The sequence below is a fragment of the Streptomyces sp. NBC_01428 genome, from assembly GCF_036231965.1.
Lineage (GTDB): Bacteria > Actinomycetota > Actinomycetes > Streptomycetales > Streptomycetaceae > Streptomyces.
The window spans coordinates 6817399-6837400 of the sequence record NZ_CP109499.1 but is presented as its reverse complement, the minus strand read 5'-3'; the positions used below and the strand labels follow the sequence as shown (position 1 = coordinate 6837400).

The following is a 20002-nucleotide window of genomic DNA, read 5'->3' as shown; positions in this document are numbered from 1 at the left end:
CGCGAGGCTAACCCGGGTCGGGCAGGGTCGGCAGCCCCGCCGTGCGGGCCGCCGTGCGCAGGACGTCCCGGAGCATGGCGGGGGTGAGCTTTCCGGTGAAGGTGTTCCGCTGGCTCACGTGGAAGCACCCGAAGAGTTCGAGGGGGCCGGCGCCGTCCGGGCCCGGTGGCCGGTCCAGCGTGACGTGGGCCCCGTGGCCGAACACCGGCCGGGGACGGGGGACTTCCCACCCGGACGCGGCGAAGGCGGGCAGCGCCGCCTGCCAGCCGAAGGCGCCGAGGACGACCACGGCCCGCAGCGTGGGCCGCATCAGCTCCAGCTCTTGTACGAGCCAGGGACGGCAGGTGTCCCGCTCCTCGGGCGTGGGTTTGTTGGCGGGCGGCGCGCAGTGCACGGGTGAGGTGATGCGGACGCCGTACAGCTCCAGGCCGTCGTCCGCGTGGACCGAGGTCCCCTGCGAGGCCAGGCCGATGTCGTGCAGGGCCGCGTAGAGCACGTCGCCCGACCGGTCCCCCGTGAACATCCGGCCGGTGCGGTTGCCGCCGTGCGCGGCGGGTGCGAGTCCGACGACCAGGAGGGACGCGTCGGCCGGTCCGAAGCCGGGCACCGGACGCCCCCAGTACGTCTCGTCGGCGAAGGCGGCCCGTTTGGTCGCGGCCACCTCCTCGCGCCAGGCGACGAGCCGCGGGCAGGCCCGGCAGCCGGCGATCCGCGCGTCGAGCCGCTCCAGTCCGCCCGCAACGCCCACCCCGTCCGGCCCGCGATCACCGATCACCATGCCTCCACCGTACGACCGCCGGACCCGTCCCGGCGCCTAGGTGATCGCCGCCCCCACGGCCAGGAAGCCGCAGATCAGCAGGAAGAGAATGGCGAGGAGGGGCCAGACGAAGCGGAGGTACTTGTCGTAGCCGACCTTGGCGAGGGCGACGCCGCCGATGGTGACGGCGGTGGTGGGGACCCAGAGGTTCATCCAGCCGCTGGCGGACTGCCAGGCGGTGACGACGACGGCGCGGGAGACGCCCGCGAAGTCGGCGAGCGGGGCGAGGATCGGCATGGCGAGGGTCGCGTGGCCGGAGGTCGAGGGGATGAGGAAGGCGAGCGGCAGGTTCACGACGAACACGATGATCGCGAACAGGCTGGAGGAGGTGCCCTGCACGACCCCCTCGATGGAGTGCAGCACCGTGTCCGTGATCTTCGAGTTGTTCATGATCACGGTGACCCCACGCGCCAGCACGATCACCAGCGCGGGTGAGATGAAGTCCGCGGCGCCCTGGATGATCGTCGCGCTGAGCTTCTGCTCTCCCATCCGCGCCACCACCCCGACCAGCACGGCCGCGCACAGGAACAGCGCGGCCAGCTCGGGGAAGGACCAGCCGAGCTCGAATCCGTAGGGGCGCGCGTCCGCCTTGCCGGTGAGCGCGCTGGACCACGGCACGACCGAGAAGATCATGAAGGCGAAGACCAGCACCGTGGTGGCGAGGACCGCCTTGTGCAGGCCGGTCAGTTCGGGCACCTCACCGGCCGCGTCCGCCGCGTGCTCGCGGTCCCCCGGCAGGAAGCCGGTGATCGACCGCTCGGGGCGCTTCTGCACCCGCCGCGCGTACCGGATCACGTAGGCGACGGTGACCGCCGTCAGGACGACCCACATCACGAACCGCAGCACGATGCCGTCGCCGAGCGAGATGTCGGCGGCGGACGAGGCGACGCCCGTCGCGAAGGGGTTCACCGTCGAGCACAGCACGCCGATGCCGGCACCGAGGATGATCGTGCCGACCGCGACCATCCGGTCGTAGCCGAGCGCCAGCATCAACGGCACGATCAGGCCGTAGAACCCGAGGGTCTCCTCGGCGAATCCCTCGACCGTGCCGAGCACCGAGAACACCACCATGATGCCCGCGATGAGCAACGCTCCCCGCGTCCTGAGCCGGTGGGCGAGCAGACCGATGCCCCGGTCGAGCGCGCCGGTCGCGAACACCACGGTGATGAACGCCCCGATGGCGAGCACGAAGAGGAACACGCCCGCGCTGCCGTACAGTTCACCGGCGAAATCGGGCCCGACCCGCGCCGTCTTCTCGTCCAGGATGCCGTACAGGCCGTTGACGGGTGACAGGAAGAGGTCGTTGAGACGGTCGACGAAGCTCTGGCCGGAGTCGACGCGGTGGTAGGTGCCCTGGATCGGCCTGCCCTCGGGCGTGCGGTCGTACTGCCCGGCGGGGATCAGGAACGCCAGCGCCCACACGGCGATCGTGACGATCGCGAGGACGGTCAGCGCGCTCGGGAACGTGAACCTGCGTCTGTGCGGCGGCTCTTCGGTGTCCGACGGCTTGGTCTCGGTGGGGGTGCTCATCGCGCGGCCACCTCCCCCGACGCGGCGGTGCCGACAGGGTCACCGGCGGCCGGGCCGGGCGCACCCGCGGTCATGAGGCGGCTCCCGGCCGGAAGTCCGCCGCGTACTCCCGTACGAACGCGCACAGGGCGACGACCGTGTTGCGCAGCTCCGAGAAGAGGACGCGTTCGTTGGGGGCGTGCAGGTTGCACATGCTGTCCTGGGCGCCGAACAGCAGCACCTCGGCGCCCGGAGCGGCCCGCGCGAGCCCGTTGACCAGCGGGATGGACCCGCCGGTCGCCACGTACGACGCGTCCTCGCCCCAGGCCTCGCGCAGCGCGGTGAGCGCCGCCCGGTAGGCGGGACCGCCGGTCGACGCCTCGTAGCCGGGTCCGGTGTCGCCCGGAGTGACGGTGAGCGGGACGCCGAACGGCCGCAGCCCGCGCAGATGCTCGACCAGCAGACTCTGCGCCTCCTTCGCGTCCTGGCGCGGGTGGAAGCGGAGGTTGAGCTTGGCGCGGGCGTACGGCACGACGGCCGACGCCGCGTGCTCGACACTCGGCGCGTCCAGTCCGATCACCGTGATCGCGGGACCGCTCCACAGCCGCTCCCCGAGGCTCCCGCCGCCGATCAGCGGCACGCCGTCGCGCACCCCCGCGAGGTCGCGGAACTCGTCCTCGGTGTACGTCGTCCCGCTCCACTCCTCGCGCCGCAGCCCCGCCACGGCCACGTCGCCGTGCTCGTCGTGCAGCGTGGACAGCGCGTTCAGCAGCACGAGCAGGGCGTCCGGCGCCGCTCCTCCGAACTCCCCGCTGTGCCGGGGTTCCTGGAGGGTGCGCACCTCGACGACGACCTCGGACGCGCCGCGCAGACCGGTGGTGAGGGTGGGAGTGCCGGGGCGGAGATTGCCCAGGTCGGCGATGACCATCGCGTCGCACGCGAATCGTTCGGGGTCGCTCGGCGGATAGTCGTCGAAGGGGCTGCCGTACTCCTCCTGGCCCTCGAAGACGATCTTCACGCCGACCGGTGGCCGCCCCTCGTAGGCCCGCAGCATGCCCAGGTGCGCGATCACGTTGGACTTGTCGTCGGCGATACCGCGCGCCCGCAGGCCTCCTTCGACGGGGGTCGGCTCGAAGGGCGGTGACAGCCACAGCTTCTCGTCGCCGGGCGGCTGCACGTCGTAGTGCGAGTAGAGGAGGACCGTCGGCGCGTCGGGGCTCGGCGGCGGGATCTCCGCGAAGATCACGGGGGCCGTGTCGGGGAGGTCGATCCGCTCGACGCGCTCGACCCCGACGTCGCGCAGCATTCCGACGAGGAGGTCGTGGGCCTGCCGCACCGGCTCGGCGGGGAACCCCGGGAACGCGACGGAGGGGATGGCGGCGAGCCGTTCCAGATCGGCGCGGAGGCCGTCCATCAACGCGTCGACCTTCGCTGCTGTGTCCACCGCGGTCCCCTCTGTCGCTCACCGGCCGGCCTCACCCGCCAGCCTCGGCGCACTCCCTGGCCGCCGCATCCGGGGTGGTCCGTGCGACGGAAAAGCCGAGCGATGCCCCGGACGACGGGCGTTAGAGTCGGGACATGGCTTCTCAGGACGCTGACGGGGAGATGGACGGCGCGACCGCCGCACGAACAGGACGTGGCGCCGACGCCCGCTCCGGCACGGGCGGCAGCACCGGACGCGGCGGCCGTTCCGCGCGCGCAGCGCACGACGGCGACCCGGGCCACGGCAGCGGCCGCGGCGGCACCGACGCGCGGAGAACAAGCGGGCGCGCCGCTCGCGGCAAGGGCACGGGCGGTTCGGCAGGCGCGGACAGGGCCGACGCACAGGCCGCGGGCAAGGCTGGTGCGACGAGCGCGGGCTCGGGCTCGGCAGCCGGACGCCCCACGAGCCACGACGGCGTACGCGAGGGGGTGCGTGACGGCGTACGCGACGGGGACACCGTCGGCCCGGATCCTGACGCCGGTCCCCCGTCCGACCGCCCCGCCGATTCGGCTGCCGATTCCGCTGCGGCCGCGAAGGCCGCCGCCGTGATCGCCGCCGCGGGTGCGGGTCCCGCCGCGGGCCAGAGTGTGCGGATCGACGCCTGGATCTGGTCCGTCCGGCTCGTCAAGACGCGCGCGGTGGCCGCCACCGCCTGCCGCGGCGGTCATGTGCGGGTCAACGGTGAACGCGTCAAACCCGCGTACGGCGTGCGCGTCGGCGACGAGGTCAGACTGCGCCACGAGGGCCGTGAACGGGTCGTCGTCGTGAAGCGCGTGATCCGCAAACGGGTCGGGCCGCCCGTCGCCGTCGAGTGCTACGTCGACAACAGCCCGCCGCCCCCGCCGCGCGAGGCCGTGGCCCCGGCCGGTATCAGGGACCGGGGAGCGGGCCGCCCGACGAAGCGGGACCGTCGCGACATGGAACGCCTGCGGGGCATGGAGGCCGGCTCGTCCGGGCCCGTCAAGTCCTCCGGCCCCGCCACGGGAGCGGGCGGTCCCACGGGATCCGCGGGAGCGTCCCGCCGTTCCTCCGGCCGCCGCCCGTCCGAATCGTAGAAACGGGTCGGGAAGCCGGGCCGCCTGGTTCACACAGCTTCGGCGACCCGGCTCCCCTCCAACTCCGGCGAGGCGGCTCGGCTCCGCCACCTCCGGGCGAGGCGGCTCGGCTCCTTCATCTCCGGGCGAGGCCGCTCGGCTCCTTCGCCTCCGGGCAAGACGGCTCAACTCCGTCACCTCCGGGCGAGGCGGCTCGGGCGTGCTGCCGCCCGCACCTGCCACCTGCCACCGCACGCCGACGAGGGCTCCCCCTGCTCAGGGGGAGCCCTCCGTCCGCGGACCGTCGTCACGCGCGCTGTCCCACCCGTCGTCGGACCAGGTGGAGCAGCTCGGTCGTGTGGCCGCGCCGGGCCCAGGCGATCAGGGCGAGCGGCAGCATCAGGATGAGCGGGGTCGCCGGGTACGGGCCGTCGACGACGACGTTGACGATGAAGGCGCCGGCCATCAGCGCCATGAGGGCCACCGCCGCCACCGAGTCCAGGAGCGGGACCATCAGGGCGATACCACCGGCGAGTTCGAGCGCCCCGATGATGTACATGCCCGTGTGGCCCCAGCCGAGCTTGTCGAACGACTCGACCGCCGAGGGGTGGGCGATCAGCTTGGGCAGGGCGCTGGCGATCGCGTAGAAGAGACCGAGCACCACCTGCAGGGCAGTCAGGGCGATGCGGGCGCGGCGGGAGCGCGGGGTGGCGGCGGCCGGGGCGGAGGTGGCGGCGGGGAGGGTGGTCTCGGACACGGTGGTCTCCTGGGAGGAAGCGGTGGTTGCTGCTTTCGAGGAGATAGACCGTGGGGGCACCGGGAACTCATCGGTGCGGAGCGGGGTTCTGCTTCCGCCCTCGCCCAGGACACCGGACACCCCGTCACCGCGGCCCGCTCACCCCTTCCCGCTCACCCAGGGCATGGAGTGACGACGCGTCCCCCGCCACCGCTTTCACCTCGCCACCGCCGGCACTTCCCGCTCGCGCCCTTCGCCCCCACCCTTCGCCCCCCGGCCCCTTCCACGTCCTTCCCTTCCCAGCGCCTCGCCCGCCTCACCCCTTCACGGCCCTCACCCACATCCCGTCGTCCGTCAGGTACCGGTCCACTCTCAGGCCGGCCTCGCCCAGCGCCTCCTCGAACGCGGCCCTGGTCAACGGTCGGGACAAGAACGTCTGGGTCCAGGTGGCGTCCGGGAACGCGTACTCGGCGCGCACCGAGTCCACTCCGTCGCCCACCGGGTCGGCGGACAGGATGCGGGCGACGAAGCCGGCCGGGTCGACGCGCTCGCGGGGGACGTCGCTGTGCCAGTCCAGGCCCTCACGCTGGATCAACACGCGGCCCTCGCCGGTGACATGACGGGCGCAGGTGTCCAGCAGGGCGCGCCGCACCCGGAGGTCCCCGGCATGGACGAGGAACGACGCCAGCATCACCACGTCGAACGTCTCGCCGAGGTCGAGATCCTCGATGGTGCTGTGCACGGTGCGCGCGCCGCGGACGTGCTCCAGCATCTCGGCGGACTCGTCCACCGCCGTGACCGCGAACCCGAGCTCCAGCAGCGGGTGGGTCATCCGTCCGACGCCACAGCCCAGTTCGAGGATGCGCGCGGCCGGCGGCACCGCCGCGGTGATGATGTCCGGCTCGCTCCCGACGGGCAGCCGGGCGTAGAGCTCGACCGCGCAGCCGTCCGGGGTGATGGCCCCGGGTCCCGTGCCCTCGTATCCCTGACGCTTTTCGATCCTCATGTCCGTCCAACGGACGGCGGGCGTACGGCCGTTCCCCTCCCCCGTCACTCGTTCGGGTCACCCTCGCGCTCTCCAGGACGAGCCCGATGGGGGTGGGGGACGGCCTGCGCGGAGCCGACGCGGGGCCTCGCGCAGAGCCCGCACGGGGTTGTCGCACGGGCGCGGACTCGTGCCCTACAGCGCGAACCAGCCGCTTCCCCCGTACCAGTGGCCGCCCGCGCGCAGATGGTCCCCCACCGCGCGCTCGACGCTGCTGCGCCGCGGCAGCGTGTCGACGGGCAGATCCGGGTCGCCGAAGACGAATCCGACCGGCACCCCGTCGTCCGCGCCGGTCTCCTCGGACTCGACGGCGAAGCGGTCCTGGAAGCGGATGATGTTGGATGCGGCCGGCAGATACCGCTTGAGCTGCGGGTCGAGCAGCCAGGAGTGGCAGGTGGCGATCTCGTGGCGCTCTTCGGGGTAGTGGCGGGCGAAGAACGCGCGGGCCAGGGTGAGCGAGCGGTCGCAGGCGGCCGGGGAGAGCGGGCCGCGGAAGTCGGTGATGTGAAGGCTGAGGCAGACGTCGCCGGGGCCCGCTCCGAGGCCCGCCGCCACGACGGCACGGCCGGTGCGCTGCCCCAGCACCGCCCGCTGGAACTGGAGCCGGCCCAGCTGGAACAGTTCGCCGTGGAAGTGCAGGGCTATCCACCAGGGGAACAGCAGTCCGGGGCCGCCCGCGCGCCGGTGGTGCACGGAGACGTGCCGGCCCAGGTCGGCGAGGGTGCGCCGGGACACGTCCTCCGGGATGCCGCGCTCCCGGTGGTGCGCGCGGACGTACGGGAGGGTGGCGACGAAGACGAACAGGGGGAAGCAGCGGCCGAGGGCCCCGGTGGACGCCGGGAGAACGGGCGGCTCCCAGGCCGTGCCGATCTCCCCCATGTCGCGGACGAAACGGGTGACGCACCGCGCGAGGAGCGTCATGGCCTCCGGGTCGGCGGCCAACTGCCCTCGGAGGGAGACAAGTTCGTTGATGTGTTCGTGCGGCACGGACAGGTCGAGCAGGACCTCGGGCAGCTCGTCGGCGTCCGGGAGCGGCACCGCCTCCCGGGGCGGACCCTCACGCTCCAGGTCCTTCAGCCACTCGGCCAGCCTCGCGTCCGCCCGCAGCTCCTTCAGCAGCACTGTCGCCTCCCCCGGCGGCCGCCGTCGGGGCCGCTCTCCTTTGGTGAACGTGCACCACGAAGAGTACGTTTCCCCATAGGAACGGTGATCCTGATGCGTACGGGCAGTGAACCGGAGACAGCACGCAGTGCTCTGCGGCTGCGGTTCTGGCTGAGCGCGTGGGGCCTGGTCTGGGCCGTCGCCGGAACCGTGGCCTTCGTCCTGGCGGGACGGCCGGGCTGGGCGGCGGCCTGCGCGGTGCTGTGGCTGCTCGTCACCGTCGACATGGTGATGATCGTCCGGCACATCCGGCAGGGGCCGCACTACCAGCCGGGCCGTGACGTCCCGCCGTACGAACCGGTCGACGAGCGGTCGGCGCCGCCTCCGAACCCTCCTCCCCGCCCGCCGACGCAGCGCCACTCGAAGCCGTCGCATCCCTGAGGGACCCTCCTCCGCGCCCCCGAAGCGGGGCGGACGCGGACGGAGAGCGCCGGGCGTCGTCCTAGGAGTCGAACCGTGCCGCTTCCAGGTACTGCGGGTTCGGGTCGAGTGCGGCCGCCAGTCTGAAGTGGCGCTTCGCCTGCTCGGGGCGCCGCTGGCGCTCGTAGGTCCGGGCGAGCGCGAAGTGCGCGAACGCGTTGTCCGGTTCGCGCTCCAGGACGATCGTGAACTCGAGCTCCGCGGGGCGCAGTTGCGCGGCGGCGAAGAAGGCACGCGCGCGCAGCAGCCGCGCTGCCGTGTTCTCGGGGTGCGCGGCGATGACACGGTCGAGCAGCTTCACCGCGCCCTGCGGGTCACGCGCGCCGAGCAATTGCTCGGCGGCACGGAAGTCGATGACATGCGTTTCCGGAGTGCGTCCGGTCGGTCCGCTGGTCTCGGGCACGGCAGAGTCCTTCCCTCGCTGCAACGGTTCAACGCCCCGCGCGCGGGACGCTATTCCTGGGGCTGCCGGGCTCTGCGCACGAGATCGCCCCATACGTCCGCCACTCGTCGCTCCAGATCCGCGAGCGGCACGTCGTTGTCGATGACGATGTCCGCGACGGCCAGCCGCTTCTCGCGCGGTGCCTGCGCGGCCATACGGGCGCGGGCGTCGTCCTCGGTCATGCCGCGCAGACGGACGAGGCGGTCGAGCTGGGTCTCGGGGCGGGCGTCCACGACGATCACCAGCTCGTACAGCGGGGCCAGGCCGTTCTCGGCGAGCAGGGGCACGTCGTGCACGACGACGGCGTCCGCCGGGGCGTCGTCCTCCAGGGTGCGCGAGCGGGTGCCGACGAGCGGGTGCACGATCGCGTTCAGGGTGGCGAGCTTCTCGGGGTCGGCGAAGACGATCGAGCCGAGCCGGGGCCGGTCGAGTGTGCCCTCGGCCGTCAGCACGTCCTCGCCGAAGGCGTCGACGACCGCCGCCAGCCCGGGAGTTCCGGGCTCGACGACCTCGCGTGCGATGCGGTCCGCGTCGATCAGGACCGCCCCGTGCTCGACGAGGAGCCGGGACACTTCGCTCTTGCCGGCGCCGATACCGCCGGTCAGGCCCACCTTCAGCATGCCTGGCAGCTTAGGGCCTGGCACCGACAGCGCGCCGGGCCGGGAGGCCCCCGGTCCGGGGACCCGGGTTCCGGCGGCCGGGCGGCGGTGTCAGGAGTCGCCTTCACGCTCCGCGAGGAAGCGCTCGAACTCCTGACCGATCTCGTCCGCGGACGGGATGTCCACCGGTTCCGCGAGCATGTTCCCGCGGGTCTCGGCACCGGCCGAGGCGTCGTACTGGTGCTCGAGCCCCTGGACGAGGGCGACGAGCTCCTCGTCGCCTTCCTGGATCTGCCGGTCGATCTCGGTCTGGGTGCGGTGCGCCTCGGTCCGCAGGGCGTGCGCCATCCCGGGAAGCACCAGGCCGGTCGCGGCCGTGATGGACTCCAGGACGGTGAGCGCCGCGTCCGGATACGGCGACCGCGCGATGTAGTGGGGCACGTGCGCGGCGACACCGAGCACGTCGTGTCCGGCCTCCATGAGGCGGTACTCGACGAGGGACTCGGCGCTTCCGGGGACCTGCGCCTCGTCGAAGGGGCTGCGGTGGCCGGGCACCAGGTCGGTGCGGTTGCCGTGCGGGGTGAGGCCGACCGGGCGGGTGTGCGGGACGCCCATGGGGATGCCGTGGAAGTTCACCGAGAGGCGGACGCCGAGCCGCTCCACGATCTGCTGGACGGCGGCCGCGAAGCGCTCCCACTCGACGTCCGGCTCGGGGCCGGAGAGCAGCAGGAAGGGCGCGCCGGTGGCGTCCTGGACGAGGCGGACGTCGAGCGTCGGCTCCTCGTACTCCGTCCAGCGGTCGCGCTTGAACGTCAGCAGCGGGCGGCGGGCCCGGTAGTCCACGAGCCGGTCGTGGTCGAAACGGGCCACGACCTGGTGGGGCAGCGAGTCGAGGGCTCGGTCGACGATCTGGTCGCCCGTCTCACCCGCGTCGATGTATCCGTCGAAGTGGTAGAGCATGACAAGACCGGCCGACTCCTCGGCGAGTGCCATGTCGACCACGGCCAGCCCCTTCGGCTCCCATGCGTACAAACCCTGCGGATCAAGCACTGTGACCGCTCCTCCTCGTGTTCGTACTCGACAACATGGTGCGGAGCACGGACATTCCCGTTCCGTGCTCCGCACCGTCGCCCGGCCGCGTTCCCCGTCCGCCACGAGCACAGCACACGCGTGTTACGAGGACGGCACGCGCGCGTGGAGCGTCACGACGACAGCACGCGCGCGTGGAGCGCGCTGACGGCGTTGCGGGCGGAGGTGAAGGCGCCGTGCTGCCAGGCGTCGGTGTAGCTGAGCCAGTCGCCCGCGAAGAAGACGCGTCCGGCGGGCCGGTTCAGGGGCGTGTAGCGGGGGTCGTCGGGTCCGCCGGGGGTGTCGTGCCAGGCGGCTTCGAGGTGCGGCGTCTGGCGCCAGTGGTGGGAGAAGGACGAGTCGAGTTCGGTCCGGTACTTCTCGCCGTAGATCTTGACGCCCGCCGCCACCGCGCGCCTCTCCCGGTCCTTGGGGGCGAGCTTGGCGTACGCGTCGGCGTCGGAGCCGTAGTTGTAGTAGCCGATCATGACGCCGCGCCGGCCGTTGAAGCCGTAGGAGGGGTGCCAGATGTGGGTGACGTCCTGGTCGGTCTCGGTGATGCCGCCGTAGATGCGGTGGTCGAGCTCCCACCAGCGTGAGCGGTATTCGAGGCCGATCTTGCCCGCGGACTGCGGGGTGATCGCCTCCAGGGCGCTCTGGACGCCGGAGTCGAGGTTGTGCGGGACCTTGGCGAGGATGTTGGGCGGCAGGGCGCCGATGCAGAAGTCGGCGTCGACGGACTTCGTCCGGCCGCCCTGGGTGTACGTGACGGTGACGCCGTGGCCCTTGTCGGTGATCCGGGTGACCGCGGCTCCGGTGCGGACGCGGTGGGCTCCGACGGCCCGGGTGAGGGCCTTGGGTATCTGGTCCATGCCGCCGACCGGCTGGAACATCAGCATGGCCTGGTCGTACTCGAACTCGAAGGAGAAGTAGCGGCCGACGCCGCTCGCGAAGACCTCGGAGGCGGTGGGTACGTCTCCGAGGACGGTCCCCGGGGTTCCGGCGGCGGCGGGCACGGTGGTGTAGCCGCGGCGGGGTCCGCCCTCGTAGGCGAGTTTGTCGCCGAGTTCGCCGAAGTCCTTGAGGAACTCGACGAGCCGGTCCTGGTCGGCGGCGGTCAGTTCCCTGTCGAGGGCCCCCTTGTCGGTGGCCTTGGCGAGCAGTTCGGAGACGTAGCCGTACACGTCGGCCTTGGCGGTGCGATGACGGACCGGCTTGGTCATGCCGGACGACTCGTTGTACATGTACGCATCCGCGTTCGTGTTCGTGAACACCTCGACGGGGACGCCGAGTTCGCGGCAGTAGTCGAGGGTGACCATCCACTGCGGGATGCGGGCCGGTCCGGCGTTCATGTACTGGCCGTCGCTGAAGCGCGCCGTCTGGGTGTTGCCGTACAGGTCGGTGGTCGTGTCCCCGCCGCGCACGGTGAAGTTGCGGCCACCGGCGCGGTCCCTGGCCTCCAGGACCGTACAGTCGTAGCCCGCCTTGCCGAGTTCGTAGGCGGAGGCGAGTCCGGCGATGCCGCCGCCTACGATCACGACCTTTGCGGCACCTCTCCCGGTGAGCGTGAAATCGCCCGACTTCGGCGCCCGGTACGGCTGTTCACGCTGGGCGGCCTGCGCGGTCGGCGCGAGGCCGAGGGCTCCCATGGTCGCGAACATCGCGCCCGCACCGCCGGTCAGACCGACGGTGCGCAAGAACGCGCGCCGGCTCGACGCACTCGATCGCTCCTGTGCTGCCATGCCTTCGGCTCCCCTCTCGATCTTGGATGACCCGGGGATCCTGGCAACGGCCGGTTACAGCCCGGCGGTTACTCGTGTATCCGCCACGTTTCCCTCCCCGCACACCGGCCTGGTACGGACCTTGACGCGACCCCGAAGCACCCTTACGTTCATGTGGGCGCCCAACGTTCATGTACAAGAACTGTCTTCTTGCGAACCGACGGGAAGGTCACCCCCACATGCGTATGCGACGCACACTTCTCCCCCTGCTCGGCACGGCACTGGCCACCGGCGGAGTGTTCGTGTCCGCCTCCACCGCGAGCGCGGCGCAGACCATCGAGGTCGCCACGGCCGCCCAGCTGAAGTCGGCGCTCACCTCCGCCGCGCCCGGCGACACCATTCACCTCGCGGACGGCACGTACACCGGCAACTTCAAGACGACGACGGCCGCGAGTTCGGGCTCCCGCATCACGCTCACCGGCTCGGCGAAGGCCGTCCTGACGGCGGGCGGCGGCTACGGGCTGCACCTCAACGGCGCCTCGTACTGGACGGTCCGGGGCATCACCGTCACCGGCGGCCAGAAGGGCATCATGATCGACTCGGCGAAGGGCGTCGTCGTCGACACGGTCACCGTCCACGGGCTCGACATGGAGGGCGTCCACTTCCGCAACTCCAGCACGGACGGCGCGATCAGGAACTCGAAGATCTACGACACCGGCAACGACGGCCGCGGTATGGGCGAGGGCGTCTACGTGGGCACGGCCGGCGGGACCTCGGACAGGAGCGACCGTATCGAGATCAGCGGCAACACGATCGGCCCGGACGTGGGCGGCGAGAACGTCGACATCAAGGAGGGCACGACGGGTGCGCGCATCACCGGCAACACCTTCGACGGCAGCGGGCTGACCGGCGCCAACTTCGACGACTCCTGGGTCGATGTGAAGGGCAACGACGTCCTCGTCGAGAACAACAAGGGAACCGCGACCACGAACGACGGGTACGAGACCCACACCCAGCAGTCCGGCTGGGGCTGCGGCACCGTGTTCCGCGGCAACACCTCGGACCTGCGGGGCGCCACCGGGGACAAGCAGCTCGCGGTCAACGTCACGAACTACAGCACGTCGTGCCGGACCACCGTGTACGCGTCGAACATGGTGACGGGCGGCAAGGGGCTCACCAATGTCACGGTGACGCCCTGACCCTGCCCGAACGACAGGACCCCCATGGAAGTGGGCCCGCACCGAATCGGTGCGGGCCCACTTCTTTCAGCTACTGCCTAGCGGGGAGCTTTTCAGCTCTGGCCGCCGGCGAGCTTCTCACGCAGAGCCGCCAGGGCCTCGTCCGACGCCAGGGCGCCGGAGTTGTCGTCCGACTCCGAGGAGTACGAACCGCCGCCGCCACCGGACGCGGCCGGAGCCGCGGTGGAGGTGCTGGCGCCCTCGGCCTCGGCCTGAGCGTCGGCCTCGCGGGACTTGATGACCTGGGCCTGGTGCTGCTCGAAGCGCTGCTGCGCCTCGGCGTACTGCGTCTCCCACACCTCACGCTGGGACTCGAAGCCCTCGAGCCAGTCGTTGGTCTCCGGGTCGAAGCCCTCGGGGTAGATGTAGTTGCCCTGGTCGTCGTACGACGCGGCCATGCCGTACAGGGTCGGGTCGAAGTCGACCGACGCCGGGTCGGCACCGAAGGCCTCGTTGGCCTGCTTCAGCGAGAGGCTGATGCGGCGGCGCTCGAGGTCGATGTCGATGACCTTGACGAAGATCTCGTCGTTGACCTGGACGACCTGCTCCGGGATCTCCACGTGGCGCTCGGCCAGCTCGGAGATGTGGACCAGACCCTCGATGCCCTCGTCCACGCGGACGAACGCACCGAACGGGACGAGCTTCGTGACCTTACCCGGGACGACCTGACCGATCTGGTGCGTCCGGGCGAACTGCTGCCACGGGTCTTCCTGCGTCGCCTTGAGCGACAGGGAGACACGCTCGCGGTCCATGTCGACGTCGAGGACCTCGACGGTGACTTCCTGGCCGACCTCGACAACCTCGGAGGGGTGGTCGATGTGCTTCCAGGAGAGCTCGGAGACGTGCACCAGACCGTCGACGCCACCCAGGTCCACGAAGGCACCGAAGTTGACGATCGAGGAGACGACGCCGGAGCGGACCTGACCCTTCTGCAGGGTCGTGAGGAACGTCTGGCGAACCTCGGACTGGGTCTGCTCCAGCCAGGCACGGCGGGACAGGACCACGTTGTTGCGGTTCTTGTCCAGCTCGATGATCTTGGCCTCGAGCTCCTTGCCCACGTAGGGCTGGAGGTCGCGGACACGGCGCATCTCGACGAGGGAAGCCGGCAGGAAGCCACGGAGGCCGATGTCAAGGATGAGTCCACCCTTGACGACCTCGATGACGGTGCCGGTGACGATGCCGTCCTCTTCCTTGATCTTCTCGATGGTGCCCCAGGCGCGCTCGTACTGGGCGCGCTTCTTCGAGAGGATCAGGCGGCCTTCCTTGTCCTCCTTCTGGAGAACAAGGGCTTCGATCTCGTCGCCGACCTTGACGACCTCGTTCGGGTCGACGTCGTGCTTGATCGAGAGCTCGCGGCTCGGGATGACACCTTCGGTCTTGTAACCGATGTCGAGCAGGACCTCGTCCCGGTCGACCTTCACGATGACGCCGTCGACGATGTCGCCGTCGTTGAAGTACTTGATCGTCTCGTCGATCGCGGCGAGGAAAGCTTCCTCGTTACCGATGTCGTTGACCGCTACCTGCGGCGTGGTAGAGGTGGTCTCGGTGCTGCTCGTCATGTGGGAAAGGGCTCCGGTACGGACAGTGAGTCGTAGGTACTGCTTACGCCGGGAGCCCGTTTCGCCCTGTAGAAGCCGGACAGCCAAAGAAACGCCGAACCGGAAAAACCCGGTGGCGCCTCGAGAACCGAGGGGACATACATACAGATGCGAGCGTTACCTGCTACGTCTGAGGAGCGCAGGCCCGCAGCGCAACTTGTAGCATACGGGGGCAGCCGGGCAGGGTCAATGCGCGAAGGCGCACACCCGGGGCGGATCGCCGCAATCCCGGCACAAGACCTGTCTCACGAGGCCACGCGGGCAGCCGAACACCTCTGCCGTGACACGCCCGAGACGGGTTGGACGGAAGAGTACGACGAGGGAGCCGATCATCCAAGAGCCCGAACCGTTCGAACCGGAAGCCACCCGACGCGCCGCCGATCTCACCGAGAGTTCGCGGGCGAACCGGGGCTGGTGGGACCGGAACGCGGACGAGTACCAGATCGAACACGGCACGTTCCTCGGTGACGACCGGTTCGTGTGGAGTCCCGAGGGCCTCGACGAGGTGGAGGCCGAACTGCTCGGCCCGCCGGAGGACCTCAAGGACAAGGACGTCCTGGAGATCGGCGCCGGTGCGGCGCAGTGCTCCCGCTGGCTGGCCGGCCAGGGCGCGCGCCCGGTCGCCCTGGACCTCTCCCACCGCCAGCTCCAGCACGCGCTGCGGATCGGCGGCGGGGTGCCGCTGGTGCAGGCGGACGCCTGCGCGCTGCCCTTCGCGGACGCCTCCTTCGACCTCGCCTGCTCGGCGTACGGGGCGCTGCCGTTCATCGCCGACCAGGTGCTGGTGCTGAGCGAGGTGCGCCGGGTGCTGCGCCCCGGCGGCCGTTTCGTCTTCTCCGTCACCCACCCGATCCGCTGGGCGTTCCCGGACGAGCCGGGCCCCGAGGGGCTGTCGGTGTCCGCGTCCTACTTCGACCGCACCCCTTATGTGGAGCAGGACGACGAGGGCCGCGCGGTCTACGTCGAGCACCACAGGACGGTCGGCGACCGGGTCCGGGACGTGGTGGCCGGCGGTTTCCGTCTGGTCGACCTCGTCGAACCGGAATGGCCCGCCTGGAACACCCAGGAGTGGGGCGGCTGGTCCCCGTTGCGCGGCAACCTCATCCCGGGCACGGCGATCTTCGTGTGCGAACGGGACTGAGCCGGGCGGGACGAGGAGACCGCCGCGTGCGCGCGTTCTCCCCTATACAGAGGCCGGCCTCTGTATAGGGGAGAACGCGCACGCGCGTGGGCGCACACGCAGCGCCCGCGCGCGTGAGCACCCGGTTTGACGCGCGTACGAGACTGGGTGCGTGATCCGTTACGACGCCCTGGACGTCCTGCCCGTACGCGGTGCCCTGCCCGGTCTCGACGACGCCCTGGAGGGGCACGGCGGGGCGGTGCTGGTGGCGCCGCCCGGCACCGGCAAGACGACCCTGGTGCCGCTGGCGCTGGCCGGGCTGCTGGGCGACGGGCGCCCGCCGCGCCGGGTGGTGGTGGCCGAGCCGCGGCGGATCGCGGCCCGGGCGGCGGCGCGGCGGATGGCGTGGCTGCTGGGCGAGCAGGTCGGCGGGAGCATCGGCTTCACGGTGCGCGGGGAGCGCGTCGTCGGTCGCCACGCACGCGTGGAGGTCGTCACGACGGGTGTCCTGCTCCAGCGTCTCCAGCGGGACCAGGAGCTGTCGGGCGTCGACGTCGTCGTGCTCGACGAGTGTCACGAGCGCCATCTGGACGCCGACACGGTGGCCGCGTTCCTGCTCGACGTGCGGGCCGCGCTCCGTCCCGAGCTGCGGCTGGTCGCCGCGTCCGCGACGACGGACGCGGGAGGCTGGGCCCGGCTGCTCGGAGACGCACCGGTCGTCGAGGCGCAGGGCGTCTCCCATCCGGTCGAGGTGGTGTGGGCCCCGCCCGCCCGTCCGGTCCGGCCGCCGCACGGGATGCGGGTGGACCCGGCACTGCTGACGCACGTGGCGTCAACGGTACGGCGGGCGCTGGCCGAACGGACGGGTGACGTCCTGTGCTTCCTTCCCGGCGTCGGGGAGATCGCGCGGGTCGCGGGACAGCTGGGCGGTCTCGGCGACGTCGACGTCCTCCAGGTCCACGGGCGGGCGCCTGCGGCCGTGCAGGACGCGGTGCTCACGGCGGCCGCCCGGCGCCGGGTGGTCCTCGCGACGTCGGTGGCCGAGTCGTCACTGACGGTTCCCGGGGTGCGCGTGGTGGTGGACTCCGGGCTGGCGCGCGAGCCGCGGGTGGATCACGCGCGCGGGCTGAGCGCGCTGACGACCGTGCGGGCCTCGCAGGCGGCCGGACGGCAGCGGGCGGGGCGGGCCGGCCGGGAGGCGCCGGGCGCGGTGTACCGGTGCTGGGCGGAGGCGGAGGACGGCCGGCTGGCGCGTTTCCCCGCACCGGAGATCAAGGTGGCCGACCTGACGGCGTTCGCGCTCCAGGCGGCCTGCTGGGGTGATCCGGAGGCGACGGGGCTGGCCCTGCTGGATCCGCCGCCGGGCGGGGCGATGGCGGCGGCCCGGTCCGTCCTGACGGCCGTGGGCGCGGTCGACGCCTCGGGGCGGGCCACCGAGCGCGGTGTCCGTATGTCCCGGCTGGGCCTGCATCCCCGGCTCGCGCGGGCCCTGCTGGACGCGGCACCGGAGGTGGGCGCGGCGCGGGCCGCCGACGTGGTCGCGCTGCTGAGCGAGGAGCCGCCGCGCGAGTACGGCGACGACCTGGCCGCGGCCTGGCGCGCGGCCCGGCGCGGCGGTGACGCCTACGCGTCCCGCTGGCGCACCGAGTCCCGCCGGCTGCGCTCGGCGGCGGCGGAGGCGGGCTCCGCGACGGGCCGCGGGCCGTCGTCCGGCGGCGTGCCCTCGCGGGCGGGAGCCGAACGCGGCGACGGGGAGCGGTCCGAGAGGTCCGGCGGTGCGGAGCAGGGGGCGCCCGGGGACGACCGGGTGGTCGGGCTCGTCGCGGCGCTGGCGTTCCCCGAGCGCCTCGCGCGCGTGCAGGGCGCCTCGCATCTCATGGTCAACGGCACCCGTGCCGATGTCGGGGAGGGTTCCTCGCTGCGCGGTGCTGCCTGGCTGGCGGTGGCCGTCGCCGACCGTCCCGTCGGGAGCGGCCACGCGCGGGTGCGGCTCGCCGCCGTCACGGACGAGGGCACGGCACGGCGGGCCGCCGCCGGGCTGCACTCCGAGGGCGACGAGGTCCACTGGGCGCAGGGTGACGTCGTCGCGCGGCGGGTGGAGCGGCTGGGTGCGGTGGAACTGGCGGTGCGACCGCTGCGGAACGCCGGCTCCGGGCTCGTACGGGAGGCGTTGCTGGAGGGGCTGCGGGAGGAGGGGTTCGGGCTGCTGCGGTGGTCGGCGGACGCCGAAGTGCTGCGGCAGCGGCTGGCGTTCGTGCACCGGCGGCTCGGCGCCCCGTGGCCCGACGTCGGTGACGAGGCGCTGCACGGGCGCGTGGAGGAGTGGCTGGAGCCGGAGCTGAGCCGGGCGCGGCGGCGGGCGGACCTTGCGCGGATCGACGCCGGGCAGGCGCTGAACCGGCTGCTGCCGTGGTCCACGGGCGAGGCGGGCCGACTCGACGAGCTGGCCCCCGAGCGGATCGGGGTGCCGAGCGGTTCACGGATCCGCGTCGACTACGGCGATCCCGAACAGCCGGTGCTCGCGGTGAAGTTGCAGGAGATGTTCGGGTTGCAGGCGTCGCCCGCGGTCGCCGGGGTCCCCGTGCTGGTGCACCTGCTCTCCCCCGCCGGCCGGCCCGCCGCGGTGACGGCGGACCTGGCCTCCTTCTGGAAGGACGGGTACAAGGGCGTACGGGCGGAGCTGCGGGGCCGGTATCCGAAGCATCCGTGGCCCGAGGACCCGGCGACGGCGGAGCCGACGCGGTACACGAACGCGCGGCTCAGGCGCTGACGGGTTCGGGGTCGGTGACCGGGGCCGGTGCGGCGTCGCCGGGCCTGCGTCCACGGGCTTCCAGGTAGAGGGACAGGGCCAGCAGGGCGATACCGAGGACGAGGAAGCCCCAGGGGAGGTACGAGGTCAGCAGCAGGATGAGGGTGCGGTTGGACTTGACGAGGTCGACGGTGTGCTCGATGTAGTCCTCGCGCATCTTCACGTGCCCGGAGAAGGCGGTCACCTTGTCCCGGCCGCCGAGGAGGGTGCCGCCGCGCAGCTCCTCCTTGTGGATCTCCTCGCCGTAGACGGGTGCTCCGGTGAGCGGTTCGACCCAGAATTTGCGGACGGTGGTGTACCAGCGGGTGGTGCCGGTCTTGGCGACGGACTCCGGGGTGATGCCCTGGACGGGCATGATCTTGGGGAACGTCACCTTCGTCCAGGGGATGGTCTGCTCGAAGTAGTACACCGTGACGCCCCGGAAGGTCCGGGTGTCCTTGTAGTGGATGGGCGCCGAGGTGCGGGTCTGCGCGTCAAAGTACTCGTAGTCCCGTTTCTCCGTCCGGAAGGGCCACTTGAACTCGATGCCCTCGCGGGTGACAGGGTCGCCGTCGACGGACTCGCCGGTGGCGTGGACGGGGTCCTGGCTGTGGGCGTCGAAGATGTAGCGCTCGGGAAGCTTGGAGACCATCTTCCCGTCGGGACCCTGGACGTAGGAGAGGGAGTCCCAGACGACGACGTCGCGGCCCGCGGTGCGTTCGATCCGCTCGGAGGCGGCGACGTTGCCCTTGAGGGTCTGCACGATGGTGACCTCGGGGACCTTCTTCGCCTGCATGGTGCCGTAGTCGAGGAGGGTCGCGTCCTTCGCCTCCAGGACCATGTCCTGGTACTGGCCGGCGGGGACCTTGGCCAGCCGCGGGAACGCGTACCAGCGCAGCAGCGGGGACAGTGCCGTGAAGAACACGGCGAGCGCGAGCAGGATCAGGCTTGCCTTGCGGCGCATCTCGACGGCCCTCCCGGTGCGTTGGTCAGGGGTGCTTGGGGACGGTGGTGAGCATCGGCTTCGGCGAGGTCTGGCCGGCCGGCGAGCCCATGGCCGTGATGGTCAGGACCAGCGCGAGCGCCAGGGCGAAGCCGGTCGCGGCGGCGATGAGGGCGCGCATGCGGGCCTCCCGAGGGCCAGGAGCTGATACATCGTCAGGTCCGGCACCGTAGCAACGGGCGCGCGAGATGAGAACACGTCGCACAGCACCGCACGCGCT

At 71.9% G+C, this 20002-nt stretch carries 18 protein-coding genes; 5 read left to right on the top strand and 13 right to left on the bottom strand.

The annotated features are described in order from the left end of the window. Positions 1 to 7: 7 nt before the first annotated feature. From OG406_RS29550 to OG406_RS29540, 3 genes are all read right to left on the bottom strand, one after another. Positions 8 to 778: a uracil-DNA glycosylase gene (locus tag OG406_RS29550; RefSeq protein ID WP_329188666.1), complete on the bottom strand. Its 771-nt coding sequence runs from the start codon at positions 776 to 778 to the stop codon at positions 8 to 10. A gap of 36 nt (positions 779 to 814) precedes the next feature. Beyond that, entirely contained in the window at positions 815 to 2347 is a 1533-nt protein-coding gene (locus OG406_RS29545; protein WP_164375448.1) for a YfcC family protein, read from the bottom strand. Between the two features lie 70 nt (positions 2348 to 2417). Next, positions 2418 to 3770: a M20/M25/M40 family metallo-hydrolase gene (locus tag OG406_RS29540; protein WP_329188664.1), complete on the bottom strand. Its 1353-nt coding sequence runs from the start codon at positions 3768 to 3770 to the stop codon at positions 2418 to 2420. Between the two features lie 467 nt (positions 3771 to 4237). On the opposite strand from OG406_RS29540, the gene OG406_RS29535 reads away from it, so the two are divergent. Further along, complete coding sequence (locus OG406_RS29535) at positions 4238 to 4864, top strand: RNA-binding S4 domain-containing protein (RefSeq protein WP_385393782.1); 627 nt, start codon at positions 4238 to 4240, stop codon at positions 4862 to 4864. Positions 4865 to 5150: 286 nt separating this feature from the next. Here OG406_RS29535 and OG406_RS29530 read toward each other — a convergent pair whose 3' ends face one another. From OG406_RS29530 to OG406_RS29520, 3 genes are all read right to left on the bottom strand, one after another. Beyond that, positions 5151 to 5600 carry a DoxX family protein gene (locus OG406_RS29530; RefSeq protein WP_329188662.1) on the bottom strand — a complete coding sequence of 150 codons (450 nt, stop codon included), beginning with the start codon at positions 5598 to 5600 and terminating at the stop codon, positions 5151 to 5153. Between the two features lie 295 nt (positions 5601 to 5895). Further along, positions 5896 to 6585 (bottom strand): class I SAM-dependent methyltransferase, encoded by a 690-nt coding sequence (locus OG406_RS29525; RefSeq protein ID WP_266849160.1) that lies wholly within the window; start codon positions 6583 to 6585, stop codon positions 5896 to 5898. 174 nt (positions 6586 to 6759) lie between these two features. Next, complete coding sequence (locus OG406_RS29520) at positions 6760 to 7746, bottom strand: acyltransferase domain-containing protein (RefSeq protein WP_266849158.1); 987 nt, start codon at positions 7744 to 7746, stop codon at positions 6760 to 6762. Positions 7747 to 7839: 93 nt separating this feature from the next. On the opposite strand from OG406_RS29520, the gene OG406_RS29515 reads away from it, so the two are divergent. Beyond that, a complete protein-coding gene (locus OG406_RS29515; protein WP_329188659.1) occupies positions 7840 to 8166 on the top strand; it encodes a DUF6343 family protein in 327 nt (108 codons plus the stop codon). A 61-nt stretch (positions 8167 to 8227) separates the two neighbouring features. Here OG406_RS29515 and OG406_RS29510 read toward each other — a convergent pair whose 3' ends face one another. The 4 genes from OG406_RS29510 to OG406_RS29495 all read right to left on the bottom strand — a co-directional run bounded on the left by OG406_RS29510 (position 8228) and on the right by OG406_RS29495 (position 11975). Continuing rightward, positions 8228 to 8608 carry a tetratricopeptide repeat protein gene (locus tag OG406_RS29510; RefSeq protein ID WP_081223835.1) on the bottom strand — a complete coding sequence of 127 codons (381 nt, stop codon included), beginning with the start codon at positions 8606 to 8608 and terminating at the stop codon, positions 8228 to 8230. 50 nt (positions 8609 to 8658) lie between these two features. Continuing rightward, a complete protein-coding gene (coaE, locus tag OG406_RS29505) occupies positions 8659 to 9267 on the bottom strand; it encodes a dephospho-CoA kinase (protein WP_329188657.1) in 609 nt (202 codons plus the stop codon). A 90-nt stretch (positions 9268 to 9357) separates the two neighbouring features. Next, complete coding sequence (locus tag OG406_RS29500) at positions 9358 to 10296, bottom strand: PAC2 family protein (protein WP_329188655.1); 939 nt, start codon at positions 10294 to 10296, stop codon at positions 9358 to 9360. A gap of 152 nt (positions 10297 to 10448) precedes the next feature. Then, on the bottom strand, positions 10449 to 11975 hold the full coding sequence (locus tag OG406_RS29495) for a flavin monoamine oxidase family protein (RefSeq protein WP_329191026.1): 1527 nt from the start codon (positions 11973 to 11975) through the stop codon (positions 10449 to 10451). Positions 11976 to 12274: 299 nt separating this feature from the next. Here OG406_RS29495 and OG406_RS29490 point away from each other — a divergent pair, with 299 nt between their 5' ends. Then, entirely contained in the window at positions 12275 to 13234 is a 960-nt protein-coding gene (locus OG406_RS29490; RefSeq protein WP_329188653.1) for a right-handed parallel beta-helix repeat-containing protein, read from the top strand. 92 nt (positions 13235 to 13326) lie between these two features. On the opposite strand, the gene rpsA is transcribed toward OG406_RS29490, so the two are convergent. Then, positions 13327 to 14832: a 30S ribosomal protein S1 gene (gene rpsA / locus OG406_RS29485; protein ID WP_081223839.1), complete on the bottom strand. Its 1506-nt coding sequence runs from the start codon at positions 14830 to 14832 to the stop codon at positions 13327 to 13329. Positions 14833 to 15151: 319 nt separating this feature from the next. Between rpsA and OG406_RS29480 the strand changes: the two genes are divergently transcribed. Together OG406_RS29480 and hrpB are read left to right on the top strand one after the other, a co-directional pair. Beyond that, positions 15152 to 16012, top strand: coding sequence for a class I SAM-dependent methyltransferase (locus OG406_RS29480; protein WP_164375440.1), 861 nt, complete (start codon positions 15152 to 15154; stop codon positions 16010 to 16012). Between the two features lie 151 nt (positions 16013 to 16163). After that, positions 16164 to 18761, top strand: a complete 2598-nt coding sequence (gene hrpB / locus OG406_RS29475; RefSeq protein ID WP_329188650.1) for an ATP-dependent helicase HrpB — start codon at positions 16164 to 16166, stop codon at positions 18759 to 18761. On the opposite strand, the gene OG406_RS29470 is transcribed toward hrpB, so the two are convergent. Further along, on the bottom strand, positions 18751 to 19743 hold the full coding sequence (locus OG406_RS29470; RefSeq protein WP_329188649.1) for a DUF3068 domain-containing protein: 993 nt from the start codon (positions 19741 to 19743) through the stop codon (positions 18751 to 18753). The two genes, hrpB and OG406_RS29470, sit on opposite strands and share 11 nt — an antisense overlap. 25 nt (positions 19744 to 19768) lie before the next feature. Further along, positions 19769 to 19903 carry an SPW_0924 family protein gene (locus OG406_RS29465; RefSeq protein ID WP_107482920.1) on the bottom strand — a complete coding sequence of 45 codons (135 nt, stop codon included), beginning with the start codon at positions 19901 to 19903 and terminating at the stop codon, positions 19769 to 19771. Between the last annotated feature and the right edge of the window lie 99 nt (positions 19904 to 20002).